The 24,418-nt window shown below is 32.9% G+C and carries 15 protein-coding genes; 3 read left to right on the top strand and 12 right to left on the bottom strand.

Features of this window, described 5'->3' with window-relative positions:
• Positions 1–46: 46 nt before the first annotated feature.
• From O5O44_RS01445 to rnr, 11 genes are all read right to left on the bottom strand, one after another.
• A complete protein-coding gene (locus O5O44_RS01445) occupies positions 47–1,054 on the bottom strand; it encodes a glycoside hydrolase family 2 TIM barrel-domain containing protein (RefSeq protein ID WP_289195444.1) in 1,008 nt (335 codons plus the stop codon).
• 13 nt (positions 1,055–1,067) lie between these two features.
• On the bottom strand, positions 1,068–2,291 hold the full coding sequence (locus O5O44_RS01440) for a glycosyl hydrolase family 17 protein (RefSeq protein WP_289196457.1): 1,224 nt from the start codon (positions 2,289–2,291) through the stop codon (positions 1,068–1,070).
• Positions 2,292–2,336: 45 nt separating this feature from the next.
• On the bottom strand, positions 2,337–5,798 hold the full coding sequence (locus tag O5O44_RS01435) for a 1,3-beta-D-glucan phosphorylase, GH149 family (RefSeq protein ID WP_289195443.1): 3,462 nt from the start codon (positions 5,796–5,798) through the stop codon (positions 2,337–2,339).
• Positions 5,799–5,910: 112 nt separating this feature from the next.
• A complete protein-coding gene (locus O5O44_RS01430) occupies positions 5,911–7,584 on the bottom strand; it encodes a family 16 glycosylhydrolase (protein ID WP_289195442.1) in 1,674 nt (557 codons plus the stop codon).
• A gap of 24 nt (positions 7,585–7,608) precedes the next feature.
• Positions 7,609–9,663: a PKD domain-containing protein gene (locus tag O5O44_RS01425; protein WP_289195441.1), complete on the bottom strand. Its 2,055-nt coding sequence runs from the start codon at positions 9,661–9,663 to the stop codon at positions 7,609–7,611.
• Positions 9,664–9,675: 12 nt separating this feature from the next.
• Positions 9,676–11,148: a RagB/SusD family nutrient uptake outer membrane protein gene (locus O5O44_RS01420; protein ID WP_019387958.1), complete on the bottom strand. Its 1,473-nt coding sequence runs from the start codon at positions 11,146–11,148 to the stop codon at positions 9,676–9,678.
• Positions 11,149–11,160: 12 nt separating this feature from the next.
• Positions 11,161–14,175: a SusC/RagA family TonB-linked outer membrane protein gene (locus O5O44_RS01415; protein ID WP_289195440.1), complete on the bottom strand. Its 3,015-nt coding sequence runs from the start codon at positions 14,173–14,175 to the stop codon at positions 11,161–11,163.
• 229 nt (positions 14,176–14,404) lie between these two features.
• Positions 14,405–17,218, bottom strand: coding sequence for a helix-turn-helix and ligand-binding sensor domain-containing protein (locus O5O44_RS01410; RefSeq protein WP_289195439.1), 2,814 nt, complete (start codon positions 17,216–17,218; stop codon positions 14,405–14,407).
• Between the two features lie 98 nt (positions 17,219–17,316).
• Complete coding sequence (locus tag O5O44_RS01405; RefSeq protein ID WP_289195438.1) at positions 17,317–17,994, bottom strand: head GIN domain-containing protein; 678 nt, start codon at positions 17,992–17,994, stop codon at positions 17,317–17,319.
• Positions 17,995–18,074: 80 nt separating this feature from the next.
• Positions 18,075–18,368 carry a YbjQ family protein gene (locus tag O5O44_RS01400; protein WP_289195437.1) on the bottom strand — a complete coding sequence of 98 codons (294 nt, stop codon included), beginning with the start codon at positions 18,366–18,368 and terminating at the stop codon, positions 18,075–18,077.
• Positions 18,369–18,409: 41 nt separating this feature from the next.
• A complete protein-coding gene (gene rnr, locus O5O44_RS01395) occupies positions 18,410–20,605 on the bottom strand; it encodes a ribonuclease R (protein ID WP_289195436.1) in 2,196 nt (731 codons plus the stop codon).
• A gap of 612 nt (positions 20,606–21,217) precedes the next feature.
• On the opposite strand from rnr, the gene rpiB reads away from it, so the two are divergent.
• From rpiB to O5O44_RS01380, 3 genes are read left to right on the top strand one after another with little or no spacing between them, the layout of a single operon-like run.
• Positions 21,218–21,652, top strand: coding sequence for a ribose 5-phosphate isomerase B (rpiB, locus tag O5O44_RS01390; protein WP_289195435.1), 435 nt, complete (start codon positions 21,218–21,220; stop codon positions 21,650–21,652).
• A complete protein-coding gene (locus O5O44_RS01385) occupies positions 21,653–22,570 on the top strand; it encodes a cation diffusion facilitator family transporter (protein WP_289195434.1) in 918 nt (305 codons plus the stop codon).
• 4 nt (positions 22,571–22,574) lie between these two features.
• Complete coding sequence (locus O5O44_RS01380; protein ID WP_289195433.1) at positions 22,575–23,018, top strand: GNAT family N-acetyltransferase; 444 nt, start codon at positions 22,575–22,577, stop codon at positions 23,016–23,018.
• On the opposite strand, the gene O5O44_RS01375 is transcribed toward O5O44_RS01380, so the two are convergent.
• Positions 23,015–24,418, bottom strand: coding sequence for a T9SS type B sorting domain-containing protein (locus O5O44_RS01375; RefSeq protein WP_289195432.1), 1,404 nt, complete (start codon positions 24,416–24,418; stop codon positions 23,015–23,017). The genes O5O44_RS01380 and O5O44_RS01375 overlap by 4 nt on opposite strands.

Here is a 24,418-nt window from a genome sequence, read left to right as displayed (position 1 = left end):
CAATGCAACGATGCATACCCATGCGTAATTAAATATTCTCATTTCTTTATTCTTTTAACTGTGTGTATTTGGCTTTTATAATACTAAAAGCTTCCTTTTTGTTTCTATCTATATCTACGATGCCCCAAAATTCTTCGTTGGGAGACCCGTCGTATGGCACACCGCTACTATTTGGCGCCCAACCGCCTATATCTTGTTGGTCTGGATTTCCTGCTTTCCACCAGCCATCGGTAAATGAAAACATGGCAACACCAGAACAAACATCTTTATTTTGAAAAATCTCATCTAAAATATTGGCATTGGCAGCGGCTTGTGCCTTTTCATTAACACCTTTCTCAAAACCATAATCAGAAATGGTCATGTAACTATCTCCTCCTGCTTCCGAAAGATACATAGGTTTAGAACTGATAGCTTTCCATTGCGGAAAAATAGTTCCTGGTTTATCCCATCGGTACACATTCATTCCCCAAACGTCAATGTTAGGGCAGGAGGCAAGCACTTGTTTATCTGGCAACTCGCCATGTGCAGTGGTTACCAAATGATTTTGGTCGTTTTGATGAATCCGTTCTGCCGCATTATTTAAAGCTTGATACCAATTGTTCATATCGCCTTCAAACCATTCTGGATGGTAGTTATACTCATTACCCAATTCCCACATTAAGATAGATGGGTGGTTTTTATAGGTGTTGACGTAATCAATAAAAGAGCCGGATTTAATATCAAAAACACCACCTTGATCGTAACCAAATCCTATTATTAATTTAATGCCTGAAGCATCAATTTCATCTAAAACTGCTTTATCATCAATTGGCGCGTACACTCTTATGGTGTTAATACCAGCTTCAAGCATCAATTCTAAATCTTGAGTAAGTGTATCGAAATTTCTTTGAGTACTGCCTTTTGGAACTGGATGATAACAAATACCTTTAATGAAGTAAGGCTCATTGTTTACATAAATTATACGTTCTGATTGAGATACAAAAGGAGTGTTTTTGTTCGTCTTACAAGACAAACAGAAACAAAGAACTAGACATGTAAAAACAAATTTTGCCATATGTGTTAATTGATTATTCGTGCATTAATAATTTATTTTCATCTGGAACTAAAACATCTTTCATTAAGGCTTTTTTGTCTCCATTATAAGTTTTATTAATAGAATTTCCATCTCTTTTTAAACCTTTAAAAACACCTTTGTCCACTAAATCCCAAAGTGCATATTTTGCTTTTCCTTCAATAGTAAATAACCCGAAGTAATTTTCAGATCCTTGCGGGTTTTTGGCATCTTTCCAAGATTCGTCAAATGCTTCAAAATAAAAACAAGACATGTTTTCTTTATTCGTCCATTCTCGCATATGTTTATAATACAAGGCTTCTTTATACTCGTCAGTAGCCTTAGTTCCATTAGCTCCGAAAAGACTACCTGAAAAACTTGCCCAACCTGTTTCTCCAATATGAATTGATTTTTTTACCCCAAGGCTTTTTACATAATTAAAAACACTATCGTATTGCGAAATTGCATATTCTTTAGCCTTTAACATGACGAAGTCTATATTCTCCATATCCGACAAATCATTACCTCCCTCTACACCCCAAAAAACTGGGTTGTGGTGCGTATCGTGCATCGGGTAGGTGTGCATAGAAATATAATCAACAGCTTTTATTAATTTTTCTAAATCTTTTACATGGTACTCGCTGCCACCGCCGCCCCAAGATGCAAAGTTATCAGAGCTCGTTATCCATAAATCTTTAGGCAATTCACCCTGACTTTTTAGTTCTTGTAGGTGGTTTACCCATTTTAAAATAACCCCAGGCTTTACAAAATAACTTGTTGCCCAATGTACCATAGCTTCATTACCAACAGCAATTATTTTTACAATATCTGGGTACTGTTTTGCTAAGGACACTGCCGTTGCTATTTCAACTGCATTTCTTTCGCTTTCTTGATTATGGTCTGGTGCACCATGCCCGCGATAAAATGCGTTTTTACAATCAATCCAAGCGCCCAACATAACATACATTTCAAAGTTAGAATCTTCTTTTTTTAACTGAGATATCGCTTTTAGAACATTTGCTGCCTGTTCGAAATGTACATTATAAGTTCTGAGTATTTTAATACCCATAGCAGACAATATTTTCATATCTTCTTTTATCTGCTCTACCGTTGGCTGAATATCGCGTGTATTCTGTCTATAACCACCATATGAAATGGCTAGGTAATTTGGATTTCCTAAAATATCGGTTGCAGATAATTGCTTTTCGGTTTTTGGTATTTTATTACATCCAAACATCATAATTACTATTGAAAATATTATATACTTATTAAGACTGGTCATTACTTAGTCCTTATTAATCGAAACAATAATCTGTTTTACTTCTCCTTTTCGTTTGAAAATTGAATTTGAAGTTTCTAAATCAAGCTGCAATTCATTTGATTCTATTTGCCTGCCATCATTAAAAACAACTTTTAATCCGTGTTCATTCGAAAGTTTATAAACTACTGGAACTTTACAATATGTAAAGCATAAAGAACCAGCTTCAACATCTATTTCTTGTTCTTCTTTATTCACATTTGTGAAACGGAAAACCGATGGTTTCTTTAAAAACTCACTTGTTTGTAATAATCTAGCATTGAAAACAATTTTTCCGTTTTCAACAAACACACCTAATTCTCCAAACCTACTTAAAACATCTTCTTTAACTTGCCCAGTCATTCCTGGTTGTTGTGCACCTTTTGTTCCTGGTGTATGTGAATATGGGTCGGTTGGAAATGCGCCATATAATTCTGGTGATTTATGAACACCAATACCTGCGTTGATTTCGTAATAATGATCGAACAATTTACCAATTACAACATTACTTTCATTATTCTTTATGGCTAACAAGCAATTTTCTTGTACAGCAAGTAATAATTTAGAAACCATATGCCAATAGATTGAACCTAAGCCCTCGTAACCAAAGAATGTTCCTGAACGTCCTGTAAATGATTTGTGATCGAAAATGTCTTCATAAATTTGAAGCAAGAGTTCTTCATCTTGTTCTATTAACGAAGCGTAATTAGTTCCAAGATTTTTTAAGGCCTCTTTGAGACTATTCGCGTTATTGAAGTTACCATTAAAATGGAAATTGCCTTTTACATCTTGTTCTATAATTTGTCTGTTACCATCTGCAACCAGTTGTTTCAATAAAGCAGACTGTTGCACTTTATTTGAAGGAATGTTATTCTTCTTATCGAACTTTGGCAAATCTTTATTTGGGTATAAGATATAGCTATATTGATCGTCTCTAAACAAAGCGCTACTTTTTAACCCGTCTAGCAAACTTAAAGCCTGAGTAGGAGAGAGGTAGCCAGAACTTAAAACCGCCACTTGGCCTTCTAACATTTCTGATAAATATGAAATCGAAACCTCATTATCGTTTTCAACAGTCATTAAATTATAGGCATGATACAAGTTATCATCACGCTTATTGGCATCTATACTGTGTTCTAAATAAGCTTTGGTAACTTTTATAAAGATTGAAACATCTTCAATTTTTAATGTTGATTTCGCACTTGAAAACCCATGTGCGTATATCGTTTCTCGATACTCACTTCCCGCTTTTCCTAAACCATCAAGAACTGTTTTTCTGTCTCTATCTAAAATTTTTCCCGATAAAATATTTGAGTTTTCTTGAAGTGTGTCAACAACTTCATTGAAGAAAACTGCTAATTCTTGAGAAATTTCAACTTGATTCGTTTCTGAGTTTTCAACAAGATTTTCAAAGAAGTTTAAAAATCTATATAGATAATACAGTGTAACCATTGATACACCGTTACCAACTAACGCATTATTAGCATCGTTCCATTCCGGACGTTGAGTATTTAACCAAATACCACCTTCAGGAATAAAGTTAGACACTTTTGCCAATACGGTTGCTAACAGTTTTTCAATTAAATTTACTCTGTAAATATTCTGGTTTGCATCGTTTAATAATGCACCATCTGCACCTAAAAGGGCTCTTTTTTCATCAATCTCACGATTCAGTTCGTAATCAAAATCGATAGTGTCTTTTGGGTTTTTTAAAGTATCCTGATAGCTTTTTATTTTATAAGGCACATTAGCATAAACAAAAATGTTTTCTGCAAAACGCTTACTTAAATCACCTGGGTAGTGGTCTTCAATAAACTCTAAGAATTTTAATAGATAGATAATTTGATGATCGCCCCAGTACCCAATATAAGACCAAGGGTCGTGCTCTTCAATAACTTCCCAATCAAAACCGCCTTTTGTAACACGGTATGGGTTGTAACCTTCAAAGGTAGATGCGTTTAAAAACTTATGAATCATCCCTTCAATAAATTCCGGGTAAGAATGTGCTAATGCCTCCCAGTTTTGGAAAATATCTCGCCAATTACCTTCGTAGTCTAGTATTTTAGAACCATCAATTTCATTTCTAGTATTTATAGAAAACTTATTCCAAGGTCTACTCGGGTCTCCATGTCTTCTACTAAATTTAAGTGGTAAATATTCAAAACATAAACGTTTAAAATCTTTATCACTGTCATTTTCTGCAATGTCTTTTAAATGGTTTAAAGAGAATATTTCTGGCAAATTACTAAGTGCTTCTTTTTTATTTGAAAAAACCGTCTTGTTTGCCTTTGATAAATAAGTTGTAAAATCGCCTTTTTCAATTTGATAATCGTTATCAAAAATACCACCTCGCATGATATTGAAAAGTGTATTGGCAAAATGTCTTGTATTTATTAATTGATCTTCTGTAAGTTGTAAACCATCTGCCGAAGCGGTTAATTCTACTAAGTTTTTGGTTCCGGCATCAACATCACTTTCAACAACTTGCTTTAAGTTGTTTTCGGTTTTAATTAATTCTGAAATCTGAACAACATCTGAAATAGACTGATTTACATTGGCAACAAACATCCAATTTTCCTCTGACTTTGATTCCAATGTGATATCTGCACAAATGAAGTAAGCACCTTTTTCTGCTTTTATATCAACTTCTTCTTGAATAGCTTCACCTCTTCTAAAATTATTAAGTTGTAAAGAGGATACTAAATAAGTTGGATTGTTTAATCCGTGAGACCAAACAATATTAGATTTTAATGCTTCACTGGGTTCTGCTTTATCAACAATTACAGCGCTTAAGGCAAAAATACCTACGCCAACTTCTTTTTGTAATTCACTTCTTTTATAAGCATCAACAAGATTACTCCTGCTATTTTGTAAATCTGAGCTAACGTTGTTTGGAACAATGTTTTGTAACCCATCTAAAACTTTAATATGAAGCGCGCTATCAGTATTATTTATAAGCGTCGATTTTTTTACAAAACCAAATTTGTTACTTGAATTCCACTCGTATCTAAAAGTTAATCCTAGATCTAAATTACTTTCTTCAAAAACAACTTTATTCCCATACACATTCTTATACAAATTAGTCTGGGTATTATAAAGTCCTGTTTGACGAATCGAAAATGGTTCCCAGATTAAAGTCTTACCGTTTTTCTTTATCTGAAAAATAGATTTGCTTCCAGTAATATCCGCAAGCTCCGTAAGTTTATCATCTGTGTAATAAGGAAACAATGCATATTCTGCATTTTTTCTTCCTGCGGTTAATCCGCCATTACTTGATATGAACATCCAGTGATTAGAATCACTAACTATGCTCATGAAAAATGGACGCATTTTATCACTATTCGAGATCTTGAAAAAAGTTTCTCCGTTAAGATTTACAATTTCAGATTCAATCTTTTTGTCTTCAAACGAAACGAGTTTATCGTTTTTCATGTAAATGGTATTAGTCATTAAATAATAATTAACAAGACACTCAAATCAGCCTTTTATTTTAATCTGTTATAGTTGAAAAAGGTCGGTTAAAAGCGTTTCACCGACCTTTTTATAATTACTTTATATGTTGTTATTGATATACTCTTACGTAATCAATTTCCATGGTATCTTCCGTAAACGCAGGATCTATATCACCTCCTAAGGTTCCTCCCATTGCGATATTTAGAATAAAGAAAAATTCTTTATCATAGAAAGGTAAATCAGCATTGTTTCCGATATTTACAACTGGTACATTATCAACTAAAATAATAAGCTCTTCTGCCGACCACTCTAGTGTGTATAAATGAAACTCTGTTGACGTATCAGATACCGCTAATGTTTCACCGTAGCTCGCATTTGCATTAGTGCCTGTATCAAACCAATGGAATGTTCCTAATGATGTATTTTTATCTGCACCTGTTTGCTCCATAATATCAATTTCGCCACATACAGGCCATCCAACATCTGGGAAATTAGCGCCTAACATCCATATAGCAGGCCATGTTCCTTGAGCAGCTGGTAGTTTTGCTTTAACCTCAACACGACCATATTTAAACTCATATAAATCAATGGATTTTAATCTCGCAGACGTATAATCGCTACCATCTTTTTTAGCAGTAATTTTTAAGGTCCCTTCTGAAACGCTAACATTAGACGCATCACTTGTGTAAGTTTGTACTTCTTGGTTACCCCAACCACCAGCACCTAAATCATAGGTCCAGTTAGCAGCATTTGGTGCACCATCCGTATCAAATTCATCAGACCAAACTAAGTTATTATAAGCCGATTCAAATTCTGCTTCACCTTCTGTTGGTTTACTTGATGTAAACACTTGATACCATGCAAAGCCATTACCCGCTTGAATTATTCTTACTTGTAGCATGTCCTCTGTTACAGATATAATATCGTAAGTGCTTGCACCTACATACCAACCCATAAATCCACCATCTGAAATTTCAAATGCGGTTCCTCTGTAAGGTGCTTCTTTATAAGAACCTTCTGTTGCTGCTTTAGATGTAGATGGTAAAAACGATACATTTTTAACACCAAACATAGTTGTAGCTACTGTTTCATCATGACAAGTATCACCCGCAACTCCTAATTCTGATGCATAAGTACCAGGAATAAAAGCTGGACCAACAGTTTGTTCGAAAGTTAAACCATTAGCAGTTCGCGTAAACACAAACTCATTTTGATACATACAGTATTTTTCTTCATCCCATGGTCCAATAGCATTCCACCAAGCTTCGTATGCAAACTCGCCATTTCCATAATCATCTTCTACAGGACCTAAGCCTACATGCAATGGAATATTTGCAGCCCAATACCACGTTTTAGAATCGCCAACTAACTCACCAGCTAATAAATTTTCAGCTTCAGGATCGGCAAACGAACTAAATACTTCTACTTCCATAGAAGCACTAGAAACAACACCACCTGTACCTACAGCATTAACAACTACCGTAAAAGTATTCACACCTGTAACAGTAAATCTGTGAGCCATTTGTCCTGAAGGTGCAACGCCAGTTTTTCCATCACCAAAATTAAATTGATATGTGATCTCATCATTTGCTGTAGCAGAAAAATTAACAATTCCACTTCCATCTCCATAAGGATTAGCTGCATCAGCACCCACAATTTCTGCAGATATTGTAACATTTGATGGCGCAATAATATCGCCTATCGAGGCATCATCTTCTTGACAACTAGTAAACACCAGCGCCAAAGAAAAAATCATTACTATATAATATTTTATATTTTTCATATTCTATGTTTTTGAGTCTTTAAATTAGTTTATATCAATATCATCTACATAGATGGTATAATTTGCAGAACCATCTCCTTGAGTTCCGTTATCAATAATCATAACAAGGTTATACCAATCAATTCCCATATCGATACCACTAAAATCGAATGTTAGTGTTTCCCATCCATTAGCAACTGTTGATGTTGCTATAATTTCTGCTGTTCCTGTAACATCTGGCCATGGCACTGCGTCTTCAAATTTAAACAGCAAGTTTAGACCTGCTCTAGGCGACCATACTTTTGCGGTAACTGTAGTTCCTCCAGAAAAATCGAAAGGCATAGGAACCGTAATTTTTGATCCTGCCCATGGCTGTCCTGCACCTTTTACAACTTGTAAAACACTTCCTGAAGTATTACCATTTGTATCTGGGTTTGAAACAACCGATGTTCCACCGCCATCAAATGCATCTAAAGAGAATGCTGGTTCAAAATCTAATTCAGGACTAGTAGAAATATCATCTACATAAATTGTATAATTTGCAGAACCATCTCCTTGAGTTCCGTTATCCATAATTAGTACCATATTATACCAGTCGATACCCATATCGATACCTGTAAAATCAAATGACAAAGTTTCCCAGCCATTAGCAACTGTTGTTGTTGCAATAATTTCTGCTGTTCCTGTAACATCCGGCCATGGCACTGCATCTTCAAATTTCATAAGAAGATTTAATCCAGCTCTTGGCGACCATACTTTTGCGGTAACTGTAGTTCCTCCAGAAAAATCGAAAGGAGTTGGTATCGTAATTTTAGATCCTGCCCATGGTTGTCCAGACCCCTTAACAAGTTCTAAAACACTTGAAGAAGTGTTACCATTTGTATCTGGGTTAGCAACGACTGTAGTCGCTCCACCGTCGAATGCATCTAGAGAAAATTCAGTTTCAAAAGTTAACGGTGTAACCCCGCCTGAAGTTACTTCGCCTTGTTTATAAAAATAAATATTATCAATAAATACAGTTCCAGCTGCCCAAGGTGTTCCCACAAATTTTAATTGAAAAATTTCAGAAACTGTTAATCCTTGATCTGTATATGCTGAAATTGGAATTTCAATACTTGTCCAAGCGTTTGCATTTAAATTAGTTGTTACCGGAGCCTCAGTAACTGTTCCTGAAGAATTATTAATTAACGAAGTTTCAATTGCAGTAACTTCATCAGCGGTCCAAACATCAAGGTGTAAATATTCCATATTTGAAACATCAACTGTTACACCATCTGCTAGTGCAATACCTTGGTAGCTTAAATTAATGTATTGAAGCATTTCATCTCCAGCTAAATTAAACATAGCCCAACTACTTCCTTGGCTACCTTGAGCCCAATCTGGGAAATAATTTGTGTCTGGCACATTATCATAAGCGCTACTAAAAATAGAAATAACATCTTCTGCTGCTCTATTTCTAGGCATTGGCGCCGATGCTAACGGTTGTACAATTGCAGTAACTTCAAACTCTTCTGAATATGAAGTAGTTTCTATAGCTGCACCCTTTGCTGTAACCATAATTGTGTACGTTCCTGCATCTTGGTAGACGTGAGAAGCGATTTCACCAATATTGGCTTCAACTACATCTGAACCATCTCCAAAATCTACTTCAAAGAACATTGCAAAGTCAGCTGTAGCTGTCACATTTACTTGTTTTGAAATAGCTAAATCATTTTCAATGGTAACTGCAAGATTTTCTGGAGCTTTAAAGGATACAACAACATTTTGAGCTGCTGTAGCTGATAAGCCATTTAATCCGTATGCTGTAATGGTTGCATCATAAGTACCTTCTTCATAAACATGATCTGCACCTTCACCCGGAGTAATCCCTTCCATTATTTCAGAACCATCTCCAAAATTAATTGAATAACTCACTGCACCTTGTGCTAATGGGGTTATAGTAACCAACCCCGTGTTATCTTGAGTAACACTAACTGCGGCAGAGACATTTGAAGGTGCCACAATAGCATCTACATAGTCTGTGCTTTCATCTTGTGAGCAACTAAAAGCAATTAGCGCTACAAGACATAAACTGAATGTGTGTTTAATAAATTTTTTCATAGTATTTTTTTATTAATAGTTAGGGTTTTGCTCCCAATTACCGTTTGAAAATTGAATTTCTTCAAAAGGAATAGGGAAAACCTCGTGTTTACCTGCAATAAATCCGTCTATTTCAGAACCTCTACCTGTTCTAACTAAATCGAAAAAACGGTGGCCTTCACCAACAAGCTCTACACGTCTTTCATTAGCAATAGCATCAGTAAGAACAGCTCCTGTTGAAGTTATATCATTTGGCGCTCCAAAAGCTCTTTCTCTAACTCTATTTAAATATTGTTGCGCTTTAGTATCGCTGATACCTCCACGGTTATACGCTTCTGCTGCCATTAATAAAACATCGGCAAAACGTATAGCTCTGTAATTATTAGGGTTTGTAAGGTTTTGATCTCCAGTATTTAAATCACCTTGTCTGGCAATATATTTTCTATTAAAATAACCTGTATGTTCATAACCTGTACCAAACGTAGCATTATTTGCAGCTGCCCAAGCTTCAATATCTAAAATGGCAACATCTTTACGTAAATCGCCAGCTTCAAATGCATCAACAACTTCTTGTGTTGGTACATTAAAACTGAAACCCGAATCAAATAAAGGGCCTGTGTAATTTCTGATACCGTTAAATCCAACAGCAACGTTACCCTCACTACATTGTAAACAACCAAATCCTGCACCTTCAGCATCAGTATACTGTACTTCAAAAACAGACTCTATACCGTTTTCTCCATCATTTTCAAAAATAGTGTCATAATCACTTACTAAATCATATGGTCCGTTTAAAATCAAATTATCTAAAACTGTAGCCGCAGGAGCAAATTTATTTTGATATAAATATGCTTTTCCTAAAAGCGCCTGTGCAGAACCTTTAGTTGCTCTTCCAACTTGAGGTGCTGTATAATTTAAATTATTAATAGCGTACAATAAATCTGATTCAATTAATGCGTAAACATCAGCCACTGGAGAGCGCGGTATGCTAGTTTCGTCTCCTAATTGAAATCTTGTTTCTTTTAGAGGAATAGGACCAAACCATTTTACTAATTCAAAATAATAGTAAGCTCTTAAAAAACGCGTTTCACCTAATATAATTTCTTTTCCTTCAAAATCAGCTTTATCCTGAAATTCTAAGATAAAGTTTGCTCTATTAACTCCAGAATACATCCAATCCCATAGACTTTTTAATCCGTCATTTACTGGGGTATGAATCATGTCGTCAATTTGTTGCCAACTAATTACGTCTGTTGCACTTTCGCCACCACATAAAGTGTTATCTGAAGCTATTTCACCTAGAATAACGTTTAAGTAAGATGCTTGCAACAAATCGTATGCGCCAACTAATGCGTTATAATAATCATCTTCAGAATTGAAATAACTTTCTGAATCAATGCTGTATCGTTCAACTTCCTCTAAATAATTGTCACTACAAGAGTATATGCCGAAAGCCAATACGCATACTACTAAACTTGCTAATATTTTATTTATATATATTTTCATCTTTTAAATATTTTATATTGATAAGTTTAAGCCTAAGATAAACTGTCTTGATATTGGGTAGAACCCGTAATCTATACCTCCACCAATGGCGCTACCATTTGTAGCAGCTGGATCGTAACCGTTGTACTTAGTAAACGTAAACGCGTTATTAACAGAAGCATATAAACGGAATTTACTGATACCCAATTTTTCAATAACATCACCTGGTAATGAATACCCTAATTGAATGTTTTGAATTCTTAAGAATGAAGAATCTTCTACATAAAAATCTGAAAACAATTTGTTAGTTGTTGCTCCAACTGTTGCTCTTGGAACAGTATTACTTGACCCTTCACCAGTCCATCTGTTTAAATATAAATTTAAACGGTTTACATTAGGTTGGTCACGCTCATAATTACGAACTGTTTCTTTTCCTAATTCTGCATACATATAAGTTCCAAAATCGAAGTTTTTATAATTAAAACTTAAATTAAGACCCATAATATAATCGGCTTGTGGTTTACCAAGATAAGTTCTATCCGCGATTGTAATTTCACCATCGCCATTAACATCTACGTAACGAATATCTCCAGGTGAAGCTGCAGACCCCAATCCTGTTTGTGATGGATGTGCATTAACTTCTGCTTGATTTTGGAAAATTCCATCTGATTTAAGTCCGTAGAAATAACCAATTGGTTGTCCTACTTCCATTCTTGAAATAGCAGGCTGACCAACACTAAAAGAACCACCTTCTGATATAATATCGTTACTTACTGCCGTAACTTCACCATCAATTTTTGTAGCATTATAACTAATTCCGAAAGAAACATCATCAGAGAAAGAATGTTTGTAATTTAGAAAAAGCTCAAGACCTTTATTTCTTGTTGTACCTGCATTAACTGTTGGTAAACCGGCTCCTGGTGCACTTGCACCTAAGATTCCTGAAACAGGAAAGCCTCCAATTAATAAATCATTTCTATCTTCAACAAAATAATCGGCTACAATCTCTAATTTATTATCAAATAAATTAATATCCAAACCAATATCTAGTTTTTCAGCTGTTTCCCAAGTTGCATCTGCGTTAGGTAATCTACCGTTAGCTGTACCTGTTATTAAAGCACCATCAAAAACATAAGTTGCTTCACCACTTAATAAAGCTCTATATAAATCGTCTCCAACATTATTACCTAATGTTCCATAACTTGCTCTAAGTTTTAACAAGTTTATAGTTTCAGAATCTTTTAAGAAATTTTCTTCTGAAAGTTTCCAACCAGCCGTAGCAGATGAGAAATAATCAATTCTATTTTCAGGAGCGAAATCTGAAGATCCATCACGACGAATCATTGCAGATAATAAATACTTGCTTTTATAATCGTATTGTACTCTTCCAAAAAATGAAGATAACCTTGAATCATAAATATAAGAACCAGTTGTTTTCGCTTCACTTAATCCGTTTGCTAAAGAAATATCAGCAAATTCCCAAGAGTTATTAGGCACATCAAAACCTGTTGCGCTAATATTATCTCCCCAAGCACGCTGTGCACTTGTACCTAATGTGAATGATGTGTTATGATCTTCCGCAAAAACCTTATTATAAGTGGCGAAAGTATCCCAAGTATAAGAATTATTTGCGTTTTTAGATTGGCTTACACTACTTCTATCTGTATTAAATACTTTACCTGAACCGTAATTTACAATTGGGCTAAAAGATTTTCCAGTATCGTTATAAGCTTTTAAACCAACACGAGAAGTGATTTTAAATCCTTCAAATGCTTCATATTCTAATTGAAAAGTACCCTCGATAGAACTACCGTTATATTCATTATACGTATTTGCTATTTGAGATATTGGATTAACCACTTCATTTCCTAAAAATCCAGATGTATCTTGTTGATCTAAGCTGTATGTAGGAGCGTAGTTAAGCGCGTTGAACAATGGTGTACCTAAAGCGTTTTCACCAATACTTCTTCTATTTTGGTTAAAGTAGTTAGCTGAAGTTGTGAACTTTAATTTATCTGAAAGTTCAAAAGTAAGCTTCACTTTAGCATTTGCTCTCTGAAAGTTTGATTTATCACTAGCAACGATACCATCTTGTTCTAAAATAGAACCACCAAAGTAATACGTGCTTTTTTCTCCACCACCAGTTACCGATAAACTGTGATTTGTTATTGGTGCTGTATCAAATAATTCGTTTTGCCAATCTACACCTGTACCTAAACCGCTTACATTAGGAAAAGGCAATGTCTGACCATTTGCCGCGTAGCTTTCGTTAAGAATTAAAGCATACTCTGTAGCGTTTAAATACGGTAACTCACGCGTTGTTTCTTGAACTCCAGTATACCCACTATAACTAATTCTAGCTTTAGAGTTTTTCTTACCGGTTTTAGTAGTCACTAAAACAACACCATTCGCACCCTCAATACCATAAATGGCTGCTTGGGCATCCTTCAGTATCGAGAAGGTTTCAATATCACTTGGGTTAATAGAGTTTAAATCTCCTTTATAACCATCAATAATGATTAAAGGACCATTATCACCATTAGAACTTACACCTCTAATTAATATATTAAATCCTCCACCAGGAGAACCAGAAGGTGCAGTTACCGAAACCCCCGCGGATGTTCCTTGTAATGCCTGTGCTGCATCAATTGGCCTTAACTCTTCTAGAGTTGCTGCGCTTACAATGGATACCGCACCCGTAACGTCTTTCTTTTTCTGTGTACCATAACCAACAACTACAACCTCATCTAATTGAGCTAAATCTTCTCGTAATTGAATAGTTAATTTTTTACTGTCTGTAATTACAATATCTCGTGTTACATAACCTATGTAACTAATAGATATTGTAGATCCTGTCTCTACCCCTGCTAAGACAAAGTTACCATCAAAATCTGTTGTGGTTCCTTTGGAGGTGTTCTTAACAATGATATTCGCCCCAGGAATTGGAAACCCTGTTTCATCCTGAACATTTCCGCTTATCTCTATATTCTGTGCTCCAGAATAAGTTATAAAGAATAAAGCTAAAATTTTAAATAGCGTGTGTCTCATAAATTTGTTAGTTTTTGTTTTAAGTAAATCTAGCTATTGATTTTGAAGTATTAGCATTTTCCACCTCAACAAAAAACATACACCATAAAAAAAACTAAATTATTTTATCAAATTGATAAATTATAGTCTATTTCCTTGTGTTTATGGGGATTGAGCAATTCACCAACAATACAATAAACCATGTTGTGTTGTGGTATTGTATGGGTAATTAACAGGTGTGTTGTAGATTTTAAATTTCTAGAATATAGTCTGTCAAGCTAGATTCGTGGGGTAATTCCATTTTCTTCCTTAATCTGTAGCGTTTAACCTCAACGCTTCTTGAGGAGATATTTAATAATGGTGCTATTTCTTTTGATGATAAATTTAATCGTAAATAAGCACATAAACGTAAATCATTTGAGGTTAGACTAGGGTGAAGCGTTTTAATCTTTTTAAGGAAATCTTTATCTGCATTATTAAAGGCTTCTTGGAACAAATTCCAATCGTCTGTATTATTAAGGTTTCTATCTATGATTTTAATAACACTATTTAAGTTTTTATTCCCTTGTGCTGCTTCCAATTCTTTCTTAATAGTATTTAAAAACTGATTTTTCTTAATTAGATTCATGGTAGAAGCAGCTAATTCTCTGTTTTTATTCTCGATATTTTCTTTGAGTTTTTCATTTTTAAAACGCATCAATTGTTGTTTGTTTTCTAATTCCTTTAACTCAAATTCTCTTGTTGTTTTTAACATTAACCGTTCTCTTTGTTTTCTATAATAGCGTTTATAAATGTTATGCATTAATAACGAGAATAATAATATTGACAAAGCATATACGGCAATTGCTAAATTAGATAAAAACCAAGGTCTGGCAATTTCAAAAGTATAGGTCTCTGTATTGTTAGATACTTGATTACCTACCTTACCCATAACACTAAAGGTATATTTTCCATGCGGTAGGTTTTCAAAATACACACTACCATTCAATGTCCAATCGCTCCATTCATTATAAATACCTTCTAGTTGATATCTGTATTCTGGCCTCTGTGTTTTTAAAAACTCTGAAATACTATAAGAAATGCTTAAATTATTCTCTTGGTTTTTAAATTTTCCTGGATGCTTCAAATTAACTAACCTAATAGTATCATGATGTTTAGATTGACTAATTGAAATTTGGTTGATATTAATCTTATGATCAAAACTGTTAATCATACTTAAATCAAAAATAATATAACCTGTTGTGGTTCCTAAAAGGTGATTCTCGTCAGCAATGTGCACTATGTTTTCAAAACCAACAACATCTTTTCTAACATCTACAGGAAAATGAATAGAGTTTATTTCTTTATCACCGCTCAACTTGGAAGTAGTCAAGTAATTAATTCCATCTGATGAAAAACTCCAAAGTTTGTTGGTAACTTCATCCGAAACCAATTTTCCGGAAGTAAATTTATCAATGTTTATTAATTTACTTAATAAAGAATCTTTTTCGAATTTGTTCTTAGATGTGTCATATTTATATACACCATTTTTACTCGAGTATAATACCTCATTGTTGTGTTTCGTTAAGCTAGAATAGAGGCCTTTTTTAAGCAAACTATCAAGCTTATAAGAAGTAACCGTTTCAAGATCATTGCTAATCTGCAATTTAAACACACCTTTATATTCATGATTTACAAAAACTTGGTTATTATTTAAAAACTCAAAATACCTGCTAGAAATGTTAAAACCTTTAATCTTGTTTCTGAGTTGCCAAGTTCCAGATTTTTTATGTAAAACATGTAAACCCGTATAATTTCCTTGTACCAATAAATTACTTTGATTATCAAAAGATTTAATTTGCCATGTTCCAGGAATATCAGAAATCCATTTTGCTTGATTGTTTTTCACTAAAAACGTACCCATATTATGGCCACAGAAAAGCTCATTGTTAAAAACTTCAATGCACCATATTTGTCCTTGTGTACCTTCTATAAATTTAAAACTATCATTACTATTTAAAGGTTTATAGTACAGGCCTTGATTTGTTCCTAGGTATAAAAAGTTATTGTAAACTGCCGAAGTATAAACACTACCAATTTTTCCATTATTATCATGAAAAATAAGATAAGGCGATTTAATGTTTATACAATTAATGCCGTTATCCAATCCCAGCCAAATATTACTATCAATATCCTCATGAAGCGATAAAACCGTGTTATTACTTAAACCGTCTGATTGATTAATTTTATAATTAATCTCTCCATTTTTTGTTAAATGAATTATACCATCTGAAATAGTACCAAGCACAAAGCTATTGTCGCGTAATTTAATACTACAAAAAACACTTACACTTTTTAATGCACTTCGCGCAGGTATATTCCATGGTGATACACCTTCATCATTTAAAATATAAAATCCGTTGTCTTGGGTAAGGACTAATAATCCTTCGTTTAGACTAAAAACATTAACTATAACATTGTTTTTAATTATTGCGTCTTCAGATACTAAGACATCTTTTCCGTTTTCAATTTTAAATAATCCATTGTTTAGATTCTGAAAATATAAGTTCTCATCAACCTTAAAAAGTCTTGAAAGAACAGTTTTTGAATTTATAATATTGTACGACTGTTTTATTCTATCATAGATTATGATGCGATTTAAAGATTGAAACAATACCCAGTTTTCTAAACTATGAATATTCCAAAACTCTTCATCTACAATAAATTCAATATCTAACTCTTGAGATAGCGAAGTATAATTTAAAACACCAAAATCATCCTTTTTCCAATATCCGAATTGATGAAAACTTCCAGTATAAATTAATGAGTCTACAACTTTTACGCAACGTAGAATAGTTTCGTTAGGAGATGGATATAAATTCCATTTAGCCCCATTATACTCTAATAATCCTTTATTATTAGCAACATAAATATAACGATCATTAGATTGTGAAACGGACCAATTTTGAGAGTCGGCACCATAATCATCTGGATTAAAAATACTAATTGGGGGTCTTTCTTGAGCCTGAATAGACAAAGAAAGCCAGAATACCAGAAAACAAACTAAACAATTAAGAATTTTCAAAACTTACAATTTTGTTTAGGTACTAAGGTACTAAAAATGGGCTATAAAAACACTTATGTATAGTTAGTGTTTGGTTTATTTTGGAAATAGAAGATAGTTTATTCTTTTAATATATTAATTTTCCCACCTAAAACTCTACTTTCATCAATTTGTTCTGGATTACCATAAATATATATATTTCCACCAGCACGCACTTTTGCAACTACTTTTTTACTAGCATTGATATTCGCATTTCCAGCAATCCTTATTGATACCTCTGATGTTTTAGTTTTTAAACCCTTCCCATCGTAATCGCCACCCATGTAGATTGAAACGTCTTGGTTAACAGCAATCCCTGAAGTTATAATATTAGCTCCAGTTACAGCTCTTACATTAACATATTTCGTGTCTATTTTTACATCAATTTTTCCGCCTTCTTGAGCGTTTAAATCGATTTCGAATTGTTTTATAACATCTTTTGAATGAATATAAGCACCTTCATTAGCATCAAGAATATCAAAAGATGTGTAATAAAGTTTCACTTTTGTATTGTTACCATCAAAAGCTTCTTCTAGTTTCATTTTTATTTTTAGTGTGCCATTTTTATTGTTCACTAAAACATCTTCGGTATTTTTTCCAGTGATGATTACTTTGTTTACATCTGCTTTTATAAGCTCCACTTCAATGAGATCGTAAACTTTTAATTCGCTAAATTCTCCAATTTCTTTTTCGATTGGATGTTGAGCAAAACAAGTGATTGATATAAAAAGTACTAGAATATGTGCTAAGGTTTTCATTAAATATATTTTTCAACTACAACGTAAAACTATCAAGAATTATTCCTTTATTTATTTACTTTATGAAAAGATTAAGAATGTTAAACAACTTTTACAGCCGTACCTGTTACAGAAACAAAAAAATAAGAGCCCGCTTCGGTTTCCATATCTAATTGAATTCCAACAATAGCATTGGCTTTTAAATTTATAGCATTTGCTTTTAAATTTTGAAAAGCCTCTTCTTTAGCTTTATTAATAATATCTGATATCATATTCATATTCTTTTCGGTTTTGAATGAAAATGACGTTTTGATATTACTTGAAACTCCTGTAACTATACCTAAATAATTTTCTATTTTATGCCCTTCAATAGAGTTTGTTGTAGTTAGAATCATTGTTATAAAATTTAAATAAGAGTAAAAACAAGTAGTTATTATTACTCTGGTTTACCTAATAAATTAAAATCTAAGTGTTTTTTAACTAAGTCTGTATTTTTAACTTTTACAATAACTTCATCACCTAATTGATATGTCATACCCGATTTTCTGCCAACCATAGCGTATTGGTCTTGATCGAATGCGTAATGGTCGTCTTTCATATCACGAACACTAACCATTCCTTCGCATTTATTTGAAATTATTTCAACATAAATTCCCCAGTCGGTTACTCCGGAAATAACACCAACAAATTCTTCATCTTTATGATCTTCCATAAAACGAATTTGCATATATTTTATAGAATCGCGTTCGGCTTTAGTAGCTAAATTTTCCATATTACTGGAATGCTGGCATTTTTCTTCATAAACCTCTTCATTAACCGATTTTCCACCATCTAAATAATGTTGTAGTAAACGATGTGCCATAACATCGGGATAACGACGAATAGGTGAAGTGAAATGACTATAATAATTAAAAGCTAATCCATAATGGCCAATATTATGGGTTGTGTATTCAGCTTTACTCATACTTCTTATAGTAAGTGTATCTACCAAATTCTGCTCTTTTTTTCCAACAACTTCTTGTAATAAATTATTTAAAGAAGCTGTTGTACTTTTTCGGTCTTTAAAATTAAGTTTATATCCAAAACGACCTACCACATTCTGCAAAGCAGCTAATTTACTATCGTCTGGTTCGTCATGCACACGGTAAACAAACGTTTTTTTAGGCGATTGTTTTCCAATAAATTCTGATACTTTTCTGTTTGCCAACAACATAAATTCTTCAATAAGTTTATTAGCATCTTTACTGGTTTTAAAAAATACACCTTCAGGATTATTATTGTCATCTAAATTGAATTTCACTTCAACCTTATCAAAAGAAATGGCTCCATTTCGCATACGTTGAGCACGCATAATTTTAGCGAGTTCGTCCATTTTTAAAATAGCATCAGCTAGTTTTTGATCGGTTTGATACGCTTCACCAGTTAATGAAACATCTGCAGGAATGGTATTGGTTTTACTCTCAATTACTGCCTGAGCTTCTTCATAAGCATAACGTGCATCACTATAGGTTACCGTTCTTCCAAACCATTCGTTTTTTATTTCTGCTTTGTCATTAATTTGAAATACAGCTGAAAATGTATATTTTTCTTCATGCGGACGTAAAGAACAGGCATTGTTTGATAAAACTTCAGGAAGCATAGGTACAACTCTATCTACCAAATACACCGATGTGGCACGTTCGTAGGCTTCATCATCTAAAACAGTACCTTCTTCTAAATAATGCGACACATCGGCTATATGAATTCCTATTTCGTATAAACCATTATCTAAAACTTCAAACGATAAGGCATCATCAAAATCTTTAGCGTCTTTCGGATCTATAGTAAAAGTTAAATCTTTACGCATATCGCGTCGTTTAGCAATTTCTTCTTTTGTAATAGAAGTATCTAATTGATTTGCATAAGCTTCAACTTCATGAGGAAATTCATGAGGTAAACCGTATTCCGCAAGTATGGCATGAATTTCTGTATTATGATCTCCAGGTTTCCCAAGAACTTGAATGACTCTTCCGTAAGGTGAATCTGCTTTTTCAGGCCAATCTTCAAGTGTTACTAAAACTTTATCGCCATCTTCGGCCTTATTTATTTTATTAATTGGTACAAAAATATCTTTGTACATTTTATTACTATCTGGTACTACAAAAGCAAAATTTTTATTTTCTATAATTTGAATTACACCAACATATTCAGATTTTGCTCGTTTTATAACATTAGTAATTTCACCTTCTAACTTACCACGTTTTCTGCGTTTGTAAGCATAAAATTCTACTTCATCACCATTTAAAGCTCTATTAATATTATTTGAAGCGATAAAAACATCGTCTTCAAAATCTTCGCAAATAACGTAACCGTTTCCTTTTGCAGCTAAATCTAAAATACCTGTATGATATTCTGTATTAATGATAGCTCTAAACTTGCCACGTTCAACTTCTTCTATTTCTTTCTGAACAGCTAGTTTAGCTAGAGTTTTTATAATTTGATTTCGACTACTAGCATCATTTACACCGAGTTTAGCAGCAATTTGTTTATAATTAAAACTTTGATTTCTTTCTTTTTTTAAAATACTTAAGATTGTATTTGTAAGGTTGGAAATTCCTTTATTCTTGGATTTCCCTTTTCTTTTTCTTGTCATTTAATTTTGTAATCATATTTATTCCTTAAGGTTAAGGAAATTTTGTTATTAAATAGCTCAATATTAGGAGAAGAGATTGCTATTTATTTTACAAAGCTACGGTTTTAAATTTTAACCTTTGTTATTTTATTATTAATTGAAGTTATCCACATTATATATTATATAATAATTTTTTTTTAAAATTTAAAAATATAAATGGTGGTTATTATAGTGTGTTAATATGTGGTATAACTTTTTTATCTTTTCTTTTGATATGTGTTTTATATATTCTTGTTGATATGAAATGAACATTTTTAATAGACTTAACTTGTTTAATTTTAAGTACTTTAAGAAATCTATTAACAACTGTTATAAACTCCTATTAACAACTTTTTTTAATAAGAATTTCTACTCACATGACTTATAAGTATACAATTTAGTGCTGATAAATTAACCAAAAATTTACATTAACTAATTTGTGTATGAACTAAATGTTATGGGTTGAAAAATTAATCGATTTATCCTAATTTTTGTTTCACAAAGTAACAAACAGTTATTAACATGTAATGAATATTTGAATGAACATTATTTATAATTAGTACCTTTGTTAAACCTAATATAATATATTAAATAATGACAATTTCAATAGGAAACGATCACGCCGGAACCGAATATAAATTTGCTATACTATCTTTATTAGAATCTAAAGGAATTAAAGTTAATAATTACGGTACAGATACCAATGATAGCGCTGATTATCCAGACTTTGTACACCCTGTTGCTAAAGATGTATCTGAAAATAAAGTTGATTTTGGTATTTTAATTTGTGGTAGTGGTAATGGTGTTGCAATGACTGCAAATAAATATAAAGAAGTAAGAGCAGGTTTATGCTGGAATAAAGAAATTGTAAACTTAACACGATTACATAACAACGCTAATATTTTATGCATCCCGTCGCGTTATACAGCAATACCACAAGCTTTAGAAATGGTTGAAACTTTTTTAAATACAGATTTTGAAGGCGGAAGACACCAAAGAAGAATAGATAAAATTCCTTTATCTTGTTAAATGGGGCACAACCATTCGCATAATCACACACACAACCATAACGACTTAAAAGGCCGCAACCTGCTTATTTCTATTTTATTAAATATAGGGATAACCGTTGCGCAAGTTATAGGTGGTATTTTATCTGGAAGTTTAGCTTTACTAAGTGATGCACTTCACAATTTTAGCGATGTACTTTCGTTGGTGGTAAGTTATGTTGCGAATAGGTTAACTAAGAAGAAAGCCTCTTTTCATAAAACATTTGGTTATAAACGCGCTGAAATTTTAGCTGCATTTATTAATGCTTCTACATTAATTATTGTTGCTGTTTTATTAATTATAGAGGCAATAAATCGTTTTAAAAACCCGCAGGAAATAGAGTCAAATTTAGTTATTTGGCTATCTGTTATAGCTATTTTAGGAAATGGGTTTAGTGTGCTTTTGTTAAAAAAAGATGCTGAAGCTAACATGAATATGAAAAGCGCCTACCTGCATTTATTTACAGATATGATGGCTAGTGTTGCCGTTTTAATTGGCGGTTTGTTAATGAAGTACTACCAAGTTTTTTGGGTGGATAGTGTGCTTACTTTTATTATTGCTTTGTATTTAATATGGATGGGTTACGATTTACTTAAAACGTCTACTAAAGTACTCATGTTGTTTACTCCAGATGCCATTCCAATAAAAAAGATTGTTAATGAAATCAATGCCTTTGAGAGTATTAAAAACGTACACCATGTGCATGTTTGGCAACTAAATGAAGATGAAATTCACTTAGAAGCTCATATCGATTTTAATCAAGATATTACTTTATCTCAATTTGATACCATTCTTCATGAAATTGAAGATTTAGTTTTTAAAAAATACGATATTAATCACGTTAACATTCAACCAGAGTTTGGTAAAGATGATGCTAAAGATGTAATTGTTCAGGATTAAAAAAATGCTAGAAATAAAAATTAAAACCTTTGCTGAATTAAGTACTCAAGAGCTTTACGATTTACTTCAGCTTAGAAGCGAAGTATTTGTGGTTGAACAGGATTGCGTGTATCAAGATTTAGATGGTAAAGATGAAAAAGCGTTGCACGTTTTAGGTTTTAAAAATAAAAAATTAGTGGCATACACACGCGTTTTTAAACCTGGTGATTATTTTGAATTTGCAAGTATCGGTAGAGTAGTAGTTGCTAAAAACGAGAGAGCATTTAAATATGGTTATGATATTATGAACGCTTCTGCCGAAGCGATAAAAACGAATTTTAATGAAACTAAAATTAAAATATCGGCTCAAAAATATTTATCAAATTTCTACCAGAATTTAGGCTATAAACAAATAGGTGAAGACTATTTAGAAGATGGTATTCCGCATATTGCTATGCTACGTAACTAACGTTTTAAAGCAAAATAGCCACGTAAAACTTCACGAGAGTTTAGTATAATTTCATACCAATAACTATCACTTGGTAACAACTCACCATTTAATGTACCATCCCAACTTGAGTCGCTATTTGGTAAAAATTTCAAAAGTTTGCCATTTCGGTTATAAATAGAAATATGATTTACGAGTTTTAATCTATCATAAACTTGCCAAACATCATTAGTACCATCATTATTTGGTGTAAAATATTTTGGAATAAAATAGTCCTCATTATTTATGATTACAATAAAGCTACTTTCATTACTATTACAGGCGGTAGCATTATAAATATAAATGGTTTGTGATGAGGTAATCACATCACCAGGATTTAAAGAGTTTCCTAAACCACCAGAAGCAGTAAAATAGCTACCATTATTTAGTGTTGGTAAGGTATAACTTGTGGCTATAACATTTTCTAGATCATCAACTGGAACAAAATTGCTGCAGGCCGCAGGCGTGTTCACATAATTTGAAAATGTTGTAGGCACCCAATTGGAATGATTTGCATTAGGATTATCGACCACAACACAACTTAAATCTGGGTTTAAATCGAAATTAACAGAGGTGAAATTACTGTTATTTTCGTTTTTAAGATTTAATGAACATAGTTGATTTTGGCTGCAATCGAGCTCTGAAATATTAGGGTTTGAACTTAGGTTTAATTCCGTAAGTTGATTATTAAAACAATATAAAAAAGATAATTGCGAGTTATTAGAAACATTAAGTTGTGTTAGAAAATTTTGTTCACAACCTAGATATGATAAATTGGTGTTCGCAATGATATTTAGGTTTGTTAATCTATTATTTCCACACTGAAATCTATTTAAATTAAGGCTATTTGAAACATCGAGAGTGGTGATTAGATTTTGTTCGCAAGCCAAAACATTTAAGTTGATATTACTTGATGTATCCAGACTTGTGAGTTGATTATTTTCACAACGCAATGAAATTAACCCAGGATTTTGCGTGACATCTAAGTTTGATAATTGATTATTAAAACACCATAATCGCACCAAGTTTGGCAGGTTAGTAACATCTAAACTTGGTAGTTGATTCGCGCTACAATACAACTCTATTAAATTGGTGTTTTGCGAAACATTTAAACTAGTAAGCTGGTTGTTAGAGCAGTCCAAATTTGTTAAACTTATAAAATCTTCTATCCCAGTTAAATCTGAAATATTTAGGTTAATCACGTCTAAATCTGTAATACCGCTAATGTTTGCAGTCAAGACATTATCGTCTAATACGGTATCATAACCTAAATCGATTAAAGCTTGTTCAAAATTATCGTCTGGCACAAAGGTATTTTGGCTGTAACTGTAATATGTAATAAAACAGAAACTAATAAGAATAAACTTAGTTTTGGAGCACAT

Source organism: Algibacter luteus (assembly GCF_030344935.1).
Lineage (GTDB): Bacteria > Bacteroidota > Bacteroidia > Flavobacteriales > Flavobacteriaceae > Arenitalea > Arenitalea lutea.
This window is presented reverse-complemented; position numbering and strand designations above follow the sequence as displayed.

Bases quoted from the DNA above. Each gene is read 5' to 3' on its own strand.
- O5O44_RS01430 (WP_289195442.1), bottom strand. From the start codon at position 7,584: ATGAAAAATATAAAATATTATATAGTAATGATTTTTTCTTTGGCGCTG.
- O5O44_RS01440 (WP_289196457.1), bottom strand. From the start codon at position 2,291: ATGATGTTTGGATGTAATAAAATACCAAAAACCGAAAAGCAATTATCT.
- rnr (WP_289195436.1), bottom strand. From the start codon at position 20,605: ATGACAAGAAAAAGAAAAGGGAAATCCAAGAATAAAGGAATTTCCAAC.
- O5O44_RS01415 (WP_289195440.1), bottom strand. From the start codon at position 14,175: ATGAGACACACGCTATTTAAAATTTTAGCTTTATTCTTTATAACTTAT.
- O5O44_RS01380 (WP_289195433.1), top strand. From the start codon at position 22,575: ATGCTAGAAATAAAAATTAAAACCTTTGCTGAATTAAGTACTCAAGAG.
- O5O44_RS01420 (WP_019387958.1), bottom strand. From the start codon at position 11,148: ATGAAAATATATATAAATAAAATATTAGCAAGTTTAGTAGTATGCGTA.
- O5O44_RS01385 (WP_289195434.1), top strand. From the start codon at position 21,653: ATGGGGCACAACCATTCGCATAATCACACACACAACCATAACGACTTA.
- O5O44_RS01400 (WP_289195437.1), bottom strand. From the start codon at position 18,368: ATGATTCTAACTACAACAAACTCTATTGAAGGGCATAAAATAGAAAAT.
- O5O44_RS01445 (WP_289195444.1), bottom strand. From the start codon at position 1,054: ATGGCAAAATTTGTTTTTACATGTCTAGTTCTTTGTTTCTGTTTGTCT.
- O5O44_RS01405 (WP_289195438.1), bottom strand. From the start codon at position 17,994: ATGAAAACCTTAGCACATATTCTAGTACTTTTTATATCAATCACTTGT.
- O5O44_RS01375 (WP_289195432.1), bottom strand. From the start codon at position 24,418: ATGTGCTCCAAAACTAAGTTTATTCTTATTAGTTTCTGTTTTATTACA.
- rpiB (WP_289195435.1), top strand. From the start codon at position 21,218: ATGACAATTTCAATAGGAAACGATCACGCCGGAACCGAATATAAATTT.
- O5O44_RS01435 (WP_289195443.1), bottom strand. From the start codon at position 5,798: ATGACTAATACCATTTACATGAAAAACGATAAACTCGTTTCGTTTGAA.
- O5O44_RS01425 (WP_289195441.1), bottom strand. From the start codon at position 9,663: ATGAAAAAATTTATTAAACACACATTCAGTTTATGTCTTGTAGCGCTA.